The following is a 14,871-nucleotide window of genomic DNA, read 5'->3' as shown; positions in this document are numbered from 1 at the left end:
AATGAAACGATTGCCTCCCCTGCCGGCGCTGCACACTTTTCTGATCACCGCGCAGTGCTGCAACTTCACCCGGGCCGCCGAACAACTGCACATCACCCAAGGCGCGGTGAGCCGGCAGATCGCCGGGCTGGAAGATCATCTGGGTTATGAGCTGTTCATTCGTCAGGCACGAGGCTTGAGCCTGACCGCCGAAGGACGGGAATGGCTGCCACGGGTGCAGCAGATTTTCGGCCTGATCGACGAGGCGGTGGAGCAGATCGGCGAGAAGCGCGAAACCCTGCAACTCAAGGCCCCGACGTGTGTGATGCGCTGGCTGTTGCCGCGGCTGTTGCAGTGGCAACGGGAGCGCCCGGATGTGCCGGTGGAATTGACCACCACGGTCAAACACGGCGTGGACTTTCATCGCGAGCAGTTCGATGCGGCGGTGATGTATGGCACGCCGCCGGACAACTCCCTGGCCTCCCGGCATCTGTTCGATGAACAACTGACGCCGGTGTGTTCCCGACCGATGCTTGAAGGGCCGATGGCCTTGCAGACACCGGCCGATCTGCAACAGCACTTGTTGCTGCACCCCACCCGCGATGAACGGGACTGGAACGCCTGGCTGAAGGCTGCGGATATTCGGCTGAGCAATGTCGGCAAAGGGCAGCATTTCGAAACCCTGGACCTGGCGATGTCGATGGCGTCCCAGGGGACGGGCGTGGCGATTGGCGATTGGTCGTTGATCGGCGATGACCTGAGTGCCGGACGGCTGGTTATGCCCTTTGATTTGAAGGTGAAAACCGGGTTGGCGTATTACCTGGTGTTCCCCGAGAAACCTGCGCCTTCGCCGAAGTTGCGCGAATTGATGGGGTGGTTGGTGGAGCAGGCATCTGCACGATGATCGTTCCCACGCTCCGCGTGGGAACGCAGCCCGGGACGCTCCGCGTCCCTTCCAAAGCCGAACGCGGAGCGTCCGTTGAGGCATTCCCACGCAGAGCGTGGGAATGATCAGGCACTCAATACCCGACAGTAAACCGCTGGCGGGAATACTTCGGCGTTTGCATTTCATCAAGCAACGCAATGGCGAAGTCTGCAAAGGTAATCCAGCTGCGCCCCTCTGCACTCACCAGCAAGTCATCCTTGCCGATTCGAAACGTACCCGTGCGCTCACCTTCGACAAACTCTGCCGACGGTGACAGGAAGGTCCAGTCCAGGTCCTGTTCCTGACGCAAGGTATTCAGGAACGCGGCACCGGCGCTGGCCTCGGCCTTGTATTCCTCCGGGAAGCCTTCGCTGTCGATCACCCTGGAACCGCCCGGCAGCAACAGCGAACCGGCACCGCCGACTACCAGCAGACGCTTGACCCCGGCCTTCTTCACCGGCTCGATGACGGCGCTGGCGGGGATGGTGGAGAAGTGCGCAGCGCTGATCACCGCATCATGCCCGGCCACGGCGGCCTGCAATGCAGCGGCGTCGAGCACGTCGACACTTTTGCTCACGACACCGGCTCGCGGGGCGATTTTCGAGGTGTCGCGGGCAATGGCCGTGACGCTGTGACCGCGACGCAGGGCTTCTTCCAACAGTTGACTACCGGCACGACCGGTGGCACCGATGATTGCGATGTTGCTCATGACGTTTCTCCAGTTGGTTTGGGTGAATCTGTTGATCGTTCCCACGCTCTGCGTGGAAATGCCTCAACGGACGCTCCGCGTTCGGCTTTTGATGGGACGCGGAGCGTCCCGGGCTGCATTCCCACGCAGAGCGTGGGAACGATCATCTCAGCGGATTACCACTTCATCTCGCCCTTGGCGACTTTGGCGCTCAGCTCGAGCGAGCTTTCTTCACCCAGGGTCGGGTAGCGTTTTTTCATCGCGGCGATCAGTTCGGCAGCGTCTTTCGCCTTGGCGGTTTCTTCGTCGAAAGCCTTGATGTAATCGGCGGTGAACTGCACCGCCGCCAGAGAGCGAGCGCTCTCACCGAGGTAGTGACCTGGCACGATGGTGTTTGGCTTCAGCGCTTCAATCGCCTGCAGCGTCGTCAACCAATCGGCATGGGATTGCGGGGTCTGGGTGTCAGCCATCCACACGTGAATGTTTTCGGCGACGACCACGCCACCGACCACAGCCTTGATCGACGGGATCCACACAAAGCTGCGATCCGGCTGCTTGCCGTCCAGGCCGATCACCTGCAATTTCTGCCCTTCCAGCATCAGGCTGTCGCCCTTGAGCACCTGCGGCACGATGGTTTTGTTCGGCACGTCAGCGCCCATTTTCGGGCCCCAGAACGCCAGTTTGCCGTCGACGGTTTTTTTGATGTGATCAACAGTTGGTTGCGAGGCCAGCACTTTGGCTTTCGGGAACGCTTGGGTCACGGTGTCGAGGCCGAAGTAGTAATCCGGGTCACCGTGGCTGATGTAGATGGTGGTCAGTTGCTTGCCGCTGGCGCGGATTTTTTCCACCACCTGTTCGGCCTGGGCTTTGCCGAATTGCGCGTCCACCAGAATCGCTTCCTTCTCGCCGCTGACCAGTACCGAGGTCACCGGGAAGATCGCATTGGTGCCAGGGTTGTAGACGTCCAGCGTCAAGGTGGACGCCGCCGCGGCATGGGCCGCGAAGCCGAGCGTGGCGGTTGCCAGAAGAATGCGTTTGATTGAAGTGAAGCCGATCATCTGTTGCTCCGTTGTCCGAATGCCGTGTTTGGCGATGGGACAGAGCTTAGTTGCCCGACTCGATACAAAAAATGCGATGCTTGAACATAGTTTGTTTCTGAAAGCGGGCAAATCATGGATCGTCTACAAGCAATGCGGGTGTTCGTTACGGTGGTGGACCTGGGCAGCCAATCGGCCGCCGCCGATCACCTGGACCTGTCACGGCCGGTGGTTTCACGCTATCTGGCGGAGCTGGAAGATTGGGTCGGCGCGCGCCTGATGCACCGCACCACGCGCAAATTGAGCCTGACCGCCGCCGGGACGGAAATTCTGCCTCGCTGTCGGCAGATGCTCGAGTTGTCCAGCGACATGCAAGCCGCCGTCAGCGAACCGGACGACGCACCGCGAGGCCTGCTGCGGATCAGCGTCAGCACCTCGTTCGGCCAGGCGCAACTGGCGGACGCCATGGCGGCTTACGTCAAACGTTACCCCGGCGTCAGCATCGATATGCAAATGCTCGACCGCACGGTGAACCTGGTGGATGAACGCATCGACCTCGCCATCCGCACCAGCAATGACCTGGACCCGAACCTGATCGCCCGGCGCCTGACGGTCTGCCGCTCGGTGATCTGCGCCTCCCCCGCTTACCTGAGCGAACACCCGACGCCGCAACGGGTCGAGGACCTGAGCCTGCACAACTGCCTGACCCACTCCTACTTCGGTAAAAGCCTCTGGCATTTCGAACAAGACGGCGAGCCCGTCTCCGTGCCGGTCCAGGGCAACATCAGCGCCAACGAAGCCAGCACGCTGTTGCGCGCGACGATGGCCGGGGCCGGCGTGGCAATGCTGCCCAGTTACCAGGCCGGCGTGCATATCCACAGCGGCGAACTGATCCGCCTGCTGCCCCGGGCCGAGCCTCGGCAGATGAACATCTATGCGGTGTATGCGTCACGCAAGCACATGCCGGCGGCGTTGCGCAGCATGCTGGATTTTTTGGTGCTTAGATTTCCGGAAGAACCGGAGTGGGATGTCGGGTTGTAAACACCTCCCCTGTGGGAGCTGGCTTGCCTGCGATGACGTCGTCACATCCAACAATGATGCTGACTGATAGCCCGCTATCGCTGGCAAGCCAGCTCCCACAGGGGATATCAATGTTCTGAATATTGCGTTAAACGCGAGGGCCGCTTTGCTGGCAACTCACCCGCGCTGACCTATGCTCAAAGCAGTACCGAAAGGTATTCGTTCAGAGGTCAACGCCATGAACATCAAAACAAGAAGATACCTCGCCATTTTCATCACTTGCGCGGCGACGCTGGCGCTATATGGCACAGCCGCCTGGCGTGTCGAGCAGTTGCGACAACAGCCCCGTGACTTTGCGAGCTGCAACTTCGAGCGCTGCATTCCCCACAACGCGACCCTCAACGCCCTCCGGTAACGAAGGGGTTCAGGCCTCGTTGTCCTGATCGGCATGGTCCTGATCGGCCTTCAAGCGGTCGCGAAAGGCCTTGGGCGAAATCCCCACGCGACGTCGGAACAGGCGTGTGAAATTGGTCGGATCGGAAAACCCCAACACGTCGGACATTTCGTAAATGGTCATGCTGGTGTAGGTCAGCAAGCGCTTGGCCTCCAGCAATTGACGCTCGTGCATGATCTGCAACGCCGGTTGCCCCGCCAGTTCACGGCACGTGCCATTGAGGTGGGACACGGAAATCCCCAGCCGATGAGCCAGGTCCTCGACCTTGACGTGCTGGCGATAGGTTTCTTCCACCAGCTGAATAAAGCCGTTGAGGTATTCCCGAGCCCGCTGCGGACGCTGGGTGGCGGTTTGGCGCTGAATCACCTGGCGACTGATCCACACCATAATCACGCTGACCAGCGAATGCATGAGCATTTCCCGCGCCGGTTGATGGCCGGTGTACTCGCTTTGCAGCGCTGAAAACAGGCTGTTGAGGTACTCGCTGTCCTTGCCCGCCGGGTAGCTTTCGGCCTGTGCCAGGGCGTTCATCGAATTGCCCAGTTGTGCTTGCAGGTGGGCGATCAGCGGCGCGGCCAGCGTGACGACGAAACCTTCGACGTCCTCGGAAAACCGATAACCATGCACCGATAACGGCGGCAAAATCAGGATTGCCGGCTCAGTCAATTGTGAGCGTTTGCCTTCGATCTCAAGCTCTGCCTGACCTTTGAAAACGAAGAGTAACTGACACAAATCGGCGTGGCGGTGGGGTTTGATTTCCCATTGATGTTCGCGGCTGCGTTTGGAAATGGTTTCACAGTGCAATAAGTCAGGGGTCGGCCAGTCCAGGCTTTCACCATAGAGTTTGAACACCGGAATCGATGGCAGGTCAGGCTTGTTCATCACTTCAATCCAGGCCTCGAGGGTAACGGGGCGATAATCGCACCGATTGGCAGAATGTACAGGTATCGGCTCAGTTTTCCCCTTCAATTGACAGACTCGCAAGTGAAAAATGCAAGTACTCGATCCATAAAAATCATTCACCGGCCTTGGTCGTGTGGAGCTTGCGAGTCATAAAAACAATGAAAACACTGAAAACCCAAGTCGCGATCATCGGTGCCGGCCCCTCTGGCTTGCTACTCGGCCAATTGCTGCATAACGCCGGCATCGACACCCTGATCCTGGAACGCCAGACCCCGGACTATGTGCTCGGACGCATCCGCGCCGGTGTCCTCGAACAAGGCATGGTAGAGCTGTTGCGTCAGGCCGGGGTGGGTCAGCGCATGGACGCCGAAGGGCTGGTCCATGCAGGCTTCGAACTGGCCCTCGACGGGCGCCGGGTACACATCGATTTGCAGGCGCTGACCGGCGGCAAAACCGTGATGATCTATGGCCAGACCGAGGTCACCCGCGATCTGATGGCCGCTCGTCGGGACGCGGGTGCGCAGACGATCTATGCAGCCAGCAATGTCGTCCCCCACGGCATGAAAACCGCCGAACCCTTTGTCACCTTCGACAAGGACGGCGAAACGTATCGACTCGATTGTGACTACATCGCCGGTTGCGACGGTTTTCATGGCGTGGCGCGGCAGTCGATTCCTGCCGACTGCCTGAAGGTGTTCGAGCGGGTTTATCCGTTCGGCTGGCTGGGGATTCTCGCTGACACGCCGCCGGTGCACGAAGAGTTGGTCTACGCGCGGCATGAACGGGGTTTTGCGTTGTGCAGCATGCGTTCGCCGACACGTACCCGTTACTACCTCCAGGTACCGGCCCAGGACAAAGTCGAGGATTGGTCTGACCAACGCTTCTGGGATGAGCTCAAATCCCGTCTGCCAGCCGCCCTCGCCGACACGCTGGTGACCGGCCCGTCGATCGAAAAAAGCATCGCGCCGCTGCGCAGTTTCGTGGTCGAACCGATGCAGTACGGGCGAATGTTCCTGGTCGGCGACGCCGCCCACATTGTCCCGCCCACCGGCGCCAAGGGCCTGAACCTGGCGGCCAGCGACGTCAGTACGTTGTTCAATATTCTGCTGAAGGTTTACCGCGAAGGCCGTGTGGATTTGCTGGAGAAGTATTCCGAGGTCTGCTTGCGGCGGGTGTGGAAAGCCGAGCGGTTTTCCTGGTGGATGACCTCGATGTTGCATCGCTTCGACGAGCACGACGCGTTCAGCCAGCGCATCAGCGAATCGGAGCTGGCCTATTTCGTGGACTCCGAGGCGGGCCGAAAAACCATCGCCGAAAATTACGTTGGCCTTCCATACGAGGCTATCGAATAGCCTCCTATCGATCTACACTGGCGAGCATCCCGCTCGCCTTGCCCGCTGCGGGCCCATTACTGCCCGCAGGTTTTACCCGTGACCAATCTCAACCAGCCTGAAACGCCCAAACCGGCCATTCGCAGCGTGCTGATCGCCCTGATGCTGGCGATTTTTCTGGGCGCGCTGGACCAGACCATTGTCGCCGTGTCGATGCCGGCCATTTCCGCGCAATTCAAGGATGTCAGCCTGCTGGCCTGGGTGATTTCCGGGTACATGGTGGCGATGACCGTGGCGGTGCCGATCTACGGCAAACTCGGCGACCTGTACGGGCGCCGCAAGTTGATGCTGTTCGGCATGGGCGTGTTCACCCTGGCGTCGTTGTTCTGCGGCATGGCGCAAAGCATGGAGCAACTGGTGCTGGCGCGGATTCTTCAGGGCATCGGCGCCGGCGGGATGATTTCGGTGAGCCAGGCAATCATCGGCGACATCGTTCCACCCCGCGAACGCGGTCGCTATCAGGGTTACTTCAGCAGCATGTACGCGGTGGCCAGCGTGGCCGGCCCGGTACTCGGTGGCTACATGACCGAATACCTGTCCTGGCGCTGGGTATTTCTGATCAACCTTCCATTGGGCCTGGGTGCCTTGTTGGTGGCCCACCGTACGCTGGTGGGTTTGCCAGTGCCGCAGCGCAAGCCGATCATCGATTACTTCGGCACCTTGCTGATGATCATCGGCCTGACGGCGTTACTGCTGGGCATTACTCAGGTTGGCCAAGGACATTCGTGGCGCAGCACTGAAGTGTCGGGTTTGCTCGGTTGTGCGGTGGTGGTGCTGGCCGTATTCGTCTGGCATGAACGGCGGGCGCGGGAACCGTTGCTGCCGATGCACTTGTTCGCCAACCGCAGTGCGATTCTTTGCTGGTGCACGATTTTCTTCACCAGTTTCCAGGCGATTTCCTTGATCGTGCTGATGCCGCTGCGCTTCCAGAGCGTCACCGGCGCCGGGGCTGACAGCGCCGCGCTGCACCTGTTGCCACTGGCCATGGGTTTGCCGATAGGCGCGTACTTTGCCGGACGCCAGACCTCGGTGAGCGGTCGTTATAAACCGATGATCCTGACTGGCGCCCTGCTGATGCCGTTCTCGATTCTCGGCATGGCGTTCAGTGCGCCTCAGGCGTTTGTGCTGAGCAGCCTGTTCATGTTGCTCAGCGGCATCGCCAGCGGCATGCAGTTCCCCACATCGTTGGTGGGCACGCAAAACTCGGTGGAACAACGGGACATCGGCGTCGCCACCAGCACCACCAATCTTTTCCGTTCTCTGGGCGGCGCAGTGGGTGTGGCGTTAATGTCGGCGCTGCTGCTGGCGTTGTTACAGGATTCGAGTTTTGCGCACCTGGCCGGCTCGTCGCTGATGGCCGAGGGGAGTTCGGGAAATGTCTTGCTGGACGGTTTGAACGCCGCGCCGGGGGATGCGCAGGACGCCTTGCGCGCAGAATTGCTGCTGACCTTCCGGCATTTGCTGATGGTCAGCGCGGCGGTGTCATTGCTGGGGCTGGCGGCGGCGATTGCCATGCCGAATAGAATGTTGCGGGGGCGGGAGGACAAGGTCCGCTAACCCCTCCGACCGATCGTTCCCACGCTCTGCGTGGGAATGCAGCCCGGGACGCTCTGCGTCCCATTGGAACGCGGAGCGTCCCTTGAGGCATTCCCACGCAGAGCGTGGGAACGATCAATGTCTACCCTTCAAGGGCTGTAATACCCCACCGCCACCAGAAAATGCCCGACCTTTTTCAGGTAGGCATGCTTGTCTTCGACCTTGCCGGTCACCGGGTTTTTCCAGCGGTATTCGTATTCGCCGTCATCCTGTTTGGCCATCAGCGCCAGAATCGGCTCGCCCACCGGTTTGCCTTCCGGGTCCTTGATCTTGCCGAAGTCGGTATTGATCAATCGCAGGTTGGTGCCGTGGGCGACATAGCGCTGGGTATCCTGGTCGACGACAAACACGTACAGGTCATCCTGTAAGTAACCGCCCTTGAGGGAGTTGATCGCTGTGAGCGTGCCCTTCTCGTTTTTGGCCAGATCGACCGCTGCTTTATCGAGCAACGCTTGCGCCTGTTGTGGCGAGGCCCGTGGCAGGTAATAACCGACCGCCAGAATCCGCTGGCCGATGCGCTGATAGAACACATGCTTGCGTTCAACCTTACCGTCGGCCCAGTTCTGCCAGCGGTATTCGGCCTGCTGAATGCCGTTGCCCTCCGGCACTTTCAAGGCGTCCTTGAAGGCTTTCTGTACATCCGGCCCGAGTACCTCGGACACATCGCGACCGATCAACGCCGAAGATGGCCCGCCGCTGGCGAGCATCACGCCCTTGGTATCGACCACGAAGACATAACGATCCTTGTCGACAAACTCGCCCTGACGGCTGAACGCCGCAAAAGCCTTGTCACCCTGCTCGTGGTAATAGGCCAGGGCTTTTTCCAGCAAGGCTTTGGCGGCCTGGCTGTCAGCCTTTTCCGTCGTGGCGGCATGAACCGGCCCCAGGCACAGCAAAAGCAAACCGCCCAGCCAGGCCAGCTTGTGAAGAACCCCCATGGCGCATTCCCCGCTCTTGTTAGTGTTTCAAGAGCGTAGACGGCTTGGGGCTATGTATGAATATTCAGGAAACGGTAGCGTAGAGGCTTGCCCTAATACCAGTTAGTTAAGATACAAAAACCTGTGGGAGCGGGCTTGCCCGCGAAAGCGGTGTGTCAGACGACATCAATGTTGGCTGTGCCGCCGCCTTCGCGGGCAAGCCCGCTCCCACATGGATTGCGTTTAACTGACTGACTCGCCTTCGGGGTATCAAGGCCGGTTGCGCAGCTGCTGCTGCAGATTCTGAATCTGCGCCTGCAGGGTGTTGATGTTGCGGGTGACCTGGCCGCGGAAGGCGTCGAACTCGGCGGTGTTGGTGCCACCTTGTGCGGCGGCCGGGCGGTTGTCCTGTTGGCTTTTGAGCACGATCATGTCTTGCTCCAGGCGCTCGATGGCGGCGCTTGGGTTGCCTTGCCTCTTCAGCGCGGTAATGTCGGCACCCAGGCTTTTGAGTTGGGCGTCGAATTTGCTGGTATCGTCCGACGCGTTCTTCAACGCGGCCAGTTCGCCGCTCAAGGCTTTGACCTGGGCCTGCAACTGAGCATTGGCGGTTTGTTGTTCGGTGGCTTGCGCGGTCATTTGCGCCAGGCGCTTGTCCAGTTCGGAGGTCTGGCCGAGTACGCCTTGCTGCTGTTTGCTCTGGTCCTGAAGCTTGCTTTCCAGCTGCTTGCTCTGGTCCTGGAGTTTGCCTTCGAGCTGTTTGATTTGCAGCTTCAACGCTTCACTGCCGGTATTGACGTTGGACTGGCTGGCCACGACCTTGCCGGAAATGTCCTGCAAGCGCCCCGCCGCTTCCTCACTGATGCGCGCGAAACTTTCCTGGGTCGCCACCAGTTGCTGTTCCATCAGCGAAATCTGCTGAAAACTCCACCAGGCAAGGCCGGCGAAGGCAAAGAACAACGCGCCGACCAATGCCCACAGAGGGCCGGTGCTCGGGCCTTTGACCTTGACCACCGGTGTGGTGCGCGAATGCACGGAAGTGCGAGCGGTGGTCGGAAAATCATCGTCATCGAGGCTGCTGGCGCGCAGGCTCGGGACATCGTCGAAGTCGTCGTTGGCATCGTTACGCATGGGCATTAGGGTCAACCTTTGTGGAACGCGGTGATGGCTTGATGCGGCGAAGTATAACCCCCGCTGCCGCACCGGTTGACCCTGAACCCTGAACTCGGTTCAGTCAGGGCCACCCTTGTGTGTCAGCGAATGTCCTGAGCCTTCCACCAGCCGCAGAATTCATCAAGGGCGGTCCAGAGGCTGACTTTCGGATCGTAGTCCAGATAATGGCGTGCGCGGCTGATGTCCAGGGTGAAGTTTTTGTTCATGACCTGCATGCCCAGCCGCGACAGGGTCGGCTCGGGACGACCGGGCCACAGCTTGCACACACCCTCGTTGAGCGCGGCAAGGCTGTAGGCCAAACCGTAGGAACGGTAGCGGGTAACCTGTGGAACATCCATTTGGCGCATCACGTAATTGACCACATCCCACAACGGAACCGGCGCTCCGTTGCTGATGTTGTAGGCCTTGCCCAGGGCCGAACCGCTGGCCAGCAAGCTGCTGAGCAACGCTTCATTGAGGTTTTGCACGCTGGTGAAATCGACCTTGTTCAGGCCATTGCCAATAATCGCCAACCGCCCTTTGCGCTGCATTTTCAGCAATCTCGGGAAAATGCTCATATCGCCGGCGCCCGTCACGAAGCGCGGGCGCAGGGCCAGGGTTTCGAGGCCGAATTCCTGCGCACCGAAGACTTTTTGCTCGGCCAGGTATTTGGTCGCGGCGTAGGGATGCTTGAAGCGCTTGGGCACCTGCTCTTCGGTCAACCCCAGATGATCACGACCATCGAAATAGATCGACGGCGACGACAGGTGCACCAGACGCCGCACCCGCTGTTTCAGACAGGCCTCGACCACGTTCTCGGTGACTTCGACGTTGCCTTGATGAAAGTCCTGATAGCGCCCCCACAAACCCACCGCGCCGGCGCAATGGACCACGGCTTCGACGTCTGAACACAGGTCGCGCGCCAGTTGCGGGTCGCTCAAATCGCCCTGAATGAACTCGGCGCCACGGCGCACCAGATGCTCGACGCTCTCGGCCCGGCGACCGTTGACCCGCACGTCCAGGCCCTGCTCCAGGGCGAAACGCGCAAAGCGCCCGCCAATGAAGCCGCTTGCGCCGGTGACCAGAATCTTCATGAATTGCTCCTACAGATGCAGCTACAAGCTTCAAGCTACGAGCTGCAAGTTAAAACCGGTGGGCAAGCTCTTCACTTGCCGCTCGCAGCTTGACGCTTACCGCTGCTCTAAGGGCACCAGCCATTGCTTCGACGAGTGCACCAATTGGTCGGTGAGTAACCCCAGCAACTGACCGCCATTGCGCCAATGATGCCAGTACAGCGGCACATCGATCGGCTTATCTGGCAAAAGCTCCTGCAATTGGCCGCGTTCCAGTTGCTCGCGCACCTGCAATTCAGGCACCAGACCCCAGCCAAGCCCCGCTTCCGTAAGACGAAGAAACCCTTCGGACGATGGGCATAAATGGTGTTCGAAACCGCCATCCACACCGAGGGAGGCGAGGTAGCGATGCTGTAGGAAATCATCCGGGCCAAACACCAGGGCCGGGGTTTTGGCCAACTGATCGGCGCGCACACCTTCGGGAAAATGCCGGGCAATGAACGCCGGGCTCGCCATCGCACGGTAACGCATCGCCCCCAACAGCACGCTGCGCGCGCCGGCCACCGGCCGTTCACTGGCGCAGAGACACCCCGCCACTTCACCCGCGCGCATGCGTTTGAGGCCAACGGTCTGGTCTTCTACCACCAAATCGAGCAACAGATGTTGTTCCGCGCAAAAGTCCCCCACCGCCTCGGCCCACCAGGTGGCAAGGCTGTCGGCATTCAGGGCGATACGCAGGCGTTCCGGCAGGCCTTCTTCGTCCAGCGCCGGGACCAACGTCTGGAGATCGCGCTCAAGCAATCGCACTTGCTGCACATGGTTGAGCAACCGACGGCCAATCTCCGTCGGCGCCGGGGGTGTGACCCGCACCAACACCGGTTGGCCGACCCGTGCCTCCAGCAGTTTGATCCGCTGGGAGATGGCCGATTGGGACAAACCCAGCACCTGCGCGGCGCGTTCGAATCCGGCCTGCTCGATGACGGCGGCGAGCGCGGAAAGTAATTTGTAGTCGAACATCAGTTTTCCTAATGGGCGATCAGTACTATTGGTTTTTCTTATACAGCCTTCAACCGGAGAATGGCCAGCAAGAACTCTTGAACAAGGATCACCGACATGGCTGGCGAAACGTCATTGGCAACCCTGCTGCGCAGCATGAGCCCGCAACTCAACGACGGCGAATACGTGTTCTGCACGTTGCGCGACGGCAAGTTGCCCGCCGGCCTTGAGATCATCGGCAGTTTTCGTGAACGGGAAGGCCTGACGGTGATTCTGGAACGTTCCCACGCTGAAAAGGCCGGTTTCAGCTTCGATTATGTCGCCGCCTGGATCACCTTGAACGTGCACTCGGCCCTCGAAGCCGTCGGCCTGACCGCCGCGTTCGCCACGGCGCTGGGCCAGGCCGGCATCAGTTGCAACGTGATCGCCGGGTATTACCACGATCATTTGTTCGTCGGCCAAGCCGATGCCGAACGCGCCCTGCAGGTACTGCGGGATCTGGCGACCAACGCGGAGTAAAAACGTATGTGGCAAAGCTATGTGAACGGCCTGTTGGTGGCCGCGGGGCTGATCATGGCGATCGGCACCCAGAATGCATTCGTGTTGGCGCAGAGCCTTCGGCGTGAACATCACCTGCCGGTGGCGGCACTCTGCGTGACCTGCGATGCGCTGCTGGTGGCCGCCGGGGTGTTCGGGCTGGCGACGGTGCTGGCGCAAAACCCGACCCTGCTGGCCATCGCCCGTTGGGGTGGCGCGGCGTTTTTACTGTGGTACGGCAGCCTGGCGTTGCGTCGGGCCTGCTCGAAACAAAGCCTGCAACAGGGTGAAAATCAGACGGTACGCTCACTGCGGGCGGTGCTGCTCAGTGCGCTGGCGGTGACGTTGCTCAACCCGCATGTTTATCTGGACACCGTGTTGCTGATCGGCTCCCTCGGCGCTCAACAAACCGAGCCCGGTGCTTATGTGGTGGGCGCGGCCAGTGCGTCATTACTGTGGTTTTTCACTTTAGCCCTTGGCGCGGCATGGCTGGCGCCGTGGCTGGCAAGGCCAAGCACCTGGCGAATTCTCGACCTGTTGGTTGCCGTCATGATGTTCACCGTAGCGTTCCAGTTAATCAGCGCCGGGTGATTTATTCCAAAAGGCTCTGGAACCTCTATTCCACACAGTTGTTGCGTGGTTATGCCGCACCCCCGGTGCTATGATCCGATCCCTGCGCCGCAAAGAGTACAAACTCCCCGGCGCATGTCTGGCCGCCCGTGATCGGCCTTGCGCTCACCGCAACTGACCTGATTAGGAGAATCATCATGGCTTTCGAATTGCCGCCGCTGCCTTACGCACACGATGCCCTGCAGCCGCACATTTCAGAGGAAACTCTGCAGTATCACCACGACAAGCACCACAACACCTATGTCGTGAACCTGAACAACCTGGTGCCAGGCACCGAGTTCGAAGGCAAGACCCTGGAAGAAATCGTCAAGACTTCCTCGGGCGGTATCTTCAACAACGCCGCTCAGGTCTGGAACCACACGTTCTACTGGAACTGCCTGGCGCCAAACGCCGGCGGTCAACCAACCGGCGCGCTGGCTGATGCCATCAACGCAGCGTTCGGCTCGTTCGACAAGTTCAAGGAAGAGTTCAGCAAAACCTCCATCGGCACCTTCGGTTCCGGTTGGGGCTGGCTGGTGAAAAAGGCTGACGGTTCCCTGGCCCTGGCCAGCACCATCGGCGCCGGCAACCCGCTGACCAGCGGCGACACCCCGCTGCTGACTTGCGACGTCTGGGAACACGCTTACTACATCGACTACCGCAACCTTCGTCCGAAGTACGTCGAAGCGTTCTGGAACCTGGTCAACTGGAAATTCGTGGCTGAGCAGTTCGAAGGCAAAACCTTCACCGCTTAAGCTTCGCGCCAGTCAAAAAACCCGGCTTTTGCCGGGTTTTTTTGTGGGCTAGGGAAAGTGTGTCGAGCTGCCCTGTAGGAGCGAGGCTTGCCCGCGAAGAACGATAACGCGGTCTATGCCGGATCGACGTTATCCAGCGCCCGGTTCACCGCCAGCTCCGCCAGCATGATGACCTGCTGAATCGCCATCGCCGTATGGCGCTGCGGGCCGATCAGATTGTTGGCAAAATCGCTGGCCAGGACACTCGCTGAGGCTAACGATTCACAGGCGTGGGCCAGCAGGCTTTCGGTGCCGGCATCCGGGGCGACCAAGAACAGGGTGCTGGGGCGACGGGATTTTTCAGTGTATTGCGCCGGAGGATCAAGGTAGTAGTCGAGGGCGCGTTTGATGGCTTCGCGGTCTTTGAGCAATTCTTCGGTGCGCAAGGCTTCGGCGTTGGGAGTGGTGGTGTTGAAAGGTGGGTCGGGAATCAATTTGTCCATTGGAAATTCTCCAGCGTTGGAGCCTCCACTTGCCGCTTCTCACACGGCGAAGAGGTGGCAGCTATGTGCGAGGTGAGAAGACCGGTTATGGACACCCGGCCGGACCGAAGTCCGCCCGCACACAGCCGCCATAACGCATTTCCGGCAGCGAATAAGCTGGCGGCGATTATGCGTGTACAGACACTGGATGACCATAAGTTGCCGGGCTCTCACACCCGATCGCTGAGTTTTCAGCGACAGCCCAAGGCTAGAGGGCTCGCTTCCGACGAACAACCTGAAAAATGCGTGGGAAAGTTCTAGGTTTTGACACATCCATTAAACATTCAAAAGCGGAACGCGGAGCGTCCCTGGCGGCAT

Annotated in this window: 16 protein-coding genes; 8 read left to right on the top strand and 8 right to left on the bottom strand. The window is 60.0% G+C overall.

The genetic code is table 11. From position 1 onward, the window contains the following. The first annotated feature begins 1 nt into the window (after position 1). Positions 2-883: a LysR substrate-binding domain-containing protein gene (locus AC1RQB_RS12280; RefSeq protein ID WP_063341349.1), complete on the top strand. Its 882-nt coding sequence runs from the start codon at positions 2-4 to the stop codon at positions 881-883. A gap of 115 nt (positions 884-998) precedes the next feature. Here the strand turns inward: AC1RQB_RS12280 and AC1RQB_RS12275 are convergent, their stop codons facing one another. Both AC1RQB_RS12275 and AC1RQB_RS12270 read right to left on the bottom strand, forming a co-directional pair. Further along, on the bottom strand, positions 999-1,613 hold the full coding sequence (locus AC1RQB_RS12275) for an NAD(P)-dependent oxidoreductase (protein ID WP_063341350.1): 615 nt from the start codon (positions 1,611-1,613) through the stop codon (positions 999-1,001). Between the two features lie 155 nt (positions 1,614-1,768). Next, on the bottom strand, positions 1,769-2,650 hold the full coding sequence (locus tag AC1RQB_RS12270; protein ID WP_063341351.1) for an MBL fold metallo-hydrolase: 882 nt from the start codon (positions 2,648-2,650) through the stop codon (positions 1,769-1,771). Between the two features lie 114 nt (positions 2,651-2,764). Here AC1RQB_RS12270 and AC1RQB_RS12265 point away from each other — a divergent pair, with 114 nt between their 5' ends. Both AC1RQB_RS12265 and AC1RQB_RS12260 read left to right on the top strand, forming a co-directional pair. Further along, entirely contained in the window at positions 2,765-3,670 is a 906-nt protein-coding gene (locus tag AC1RQB_RS12265; RefSeq protein WP_206744282.1) for a LysR family transcriptional regulator, read from the top strand. A gap of 217 nt (positions 3,671-3,887) precedes the next feature. Continuing rightward, positions 3,888-4,064: a hypothetical protein gene (locus AC1RQB_RS12260; protein WP_198537192.1), complete on the top strand. Its 177-nt coding sequence runs from the start codon at positions 3,888-3,890 to the stop codon at positions 4,062-4,064. A gap of 9 nt (positions 4,065-4,073) precedes the next feature. On the opposite strand, the gene AC1RQB_RS12255 is transcribed toward AC1RQB_RS12260, so the two are convergent. After that, positions 4,074-4,985: a helix-turn-helix domain-containing protein gene (locus tag AC1RQB_RS12255; RefSeq protein ID WP_063341353.1), complete on the bottom strand. Its 912-nt coding sequence runs from the start codon at positions 4,983-4,985 to the stop codon at positions 4,074-4,076. Positions 4,986-5,173: 188 nt separating this feature from the next. Here AC1RQB_RS12255 and pobA point away from each other — a divergent pair, with 188 nt between their 5' ends. Continuing rightward, complete coding sequence (pobA, locus tag AC1RQB_RS12250; RefSeq protein ID WP_404943044.1) at positions 5,174-6,358, top strand: 4-hydroxybenzoate 3-monooxygenase; 1,185 nt, start codon at positions 5,174-5,176, stop codon at positions 6,356-6,358. A 78-nt stretch (positions 6,359-6,436) separates the two neighbouring features. Continuing rightward, positions 6,437-7,954, top strand: a complete 1,518-nt coding sequence (locus AC1RQB_RS12245; RefSeq protein ID WP_063341355.1) for an MDR family MFS transporter — start codon at positions 6,437-6,439, stop codon at positions 7,952-7,954. 128 nt (positions 7,955-8,082) lie between these two features. Here the strand turns inward: AC1RQB_RS12245 and AC1RQB_RS12240 are convergent, their stop codons facing one another. From AC1RQB_RS12240 to AC1RQB_RS12225, 4 genes are all read right to left on the bottom strand, one after another. Beyond that, positions 8,083-8,931 (bottom strand): cache domain-containing protein, encoded by an 849-nt coding sequence (locus AC1RQB_RS12240; RefSeq protein WP_063341356.1) that lies wholly within the window; start codon positions 8,929-8,931, stop codon positions 8,083-8,085. A gap of 249 nt (positions 8,932-9,180) precedes the next feature. Further along, a complete protein-coding gene (locus AC1RQB_RS12235) occupies positions 9,181-10,047 on the bottom strand; it encodes a coiled-coil domain-containing protein (RefSeq protein WP_198537193.1) in 867 nt (288 codons plus the stop codon). A 116-nt stretch (positions 10,048-10,163) separates the two neighbouring features. Then, on the bottom strand, positions 10,164-11,156 hold the full coding sequence (locus tag AC1RQB_RS12230; RefSeq protein ID WP_007898415.1) for an NAD-dependent epimerase/dehydratase family protein: 993 nt from the start codon (positions 11,154-11,156) through the stop codon (positions 10,164-10,166). A 96-nt stretch (positions 11,157-11,252) separates the two neighbouring features. Continuing rightward, positions 11,253-12,152 (bottom strand): LysR family transcriptional regulator ArgP, encoded by a 900-nt coding sequence (locus AC1RQB_RS12225; RefSeq protein ID WP_063341357.1) that lies wholly within the window; start codon positions 12,150-12,152, stop codon positions 11,253-11,255. Between the two features lie 96 nt (positions 12,153-12,248). Here AC1RQB_RS12225 and AC1RQB_RS12220 point away from each other — a divergent pair, with 96 nt between their 5' ends. The 3 genes from AC1RQB_RS12220 to AC1RQB_RS12210 all read left to right on the top strand — a co-directional run bounded on the left by AC1RQB_RS12220 (position 12,249) and on the right by AC1RQB_RS12210 (position 14,032). Continuing rightward, a complete protein-coding gene (locus tag AC1RQB_RS12220; protein ID WP_063341358.1) occupies positions 12,249-12,650 on the top strand; it encodes an ACT domain-containing protein in 402 nt (133 codons plus the stop codon). A gap of 6 nt (positions 12,651-12,656) precedes the next feature. Further along, positions 12,657-13,259, top strand: a complete 603-nt coding sequence (locus AC1RQB_RS12215; protein WP_008069553.1) for a LysE/ArgO family amino acid transporter — start codon at positions 12,657-12,659, stop codon at positions 13,257-13,259. Positions 13,260-13,435: 176 nt separating this feature from the next. Beyond that, positions 13,436-14,032: a superoxide dismutase gene (locus AC1RQB_RS12210; RefSeq protein WP_007898423.1), complete on the top strand. Its 597-nt coding sequence runs from the start codon at positions 13,436-13,438 to the stop codon at positions 14,030-14,032. 113 nt (positions 14,033-14,145) lie between these two features. Here AC1RQB_RS12210 and AC1RQB_RS12205 read toward each other — a convergent pair whose 3' ends face one another. Further along, positions 14,146-14,514, bottom strand: a complete 369-nt coding sequence (locus tag AC1RQB_RS12205) for a DUF6124 family protein (protein ID WP_063341359.1) — start codon at positions 14,512-14,514, stop codon at positions 14,146-14,148. Positions 14,515-14,871 lie beyond the last annotated feature (357 nt).

The organism is Pseudomonas sp. GW822-FHT02E03, from assembly GCF_058802325.1.
The sequence above is the reverse complement of the archived record's forward strand: the minus strand, read 5'-3'. Positions and strand labels throughout refer to the sequence as shown.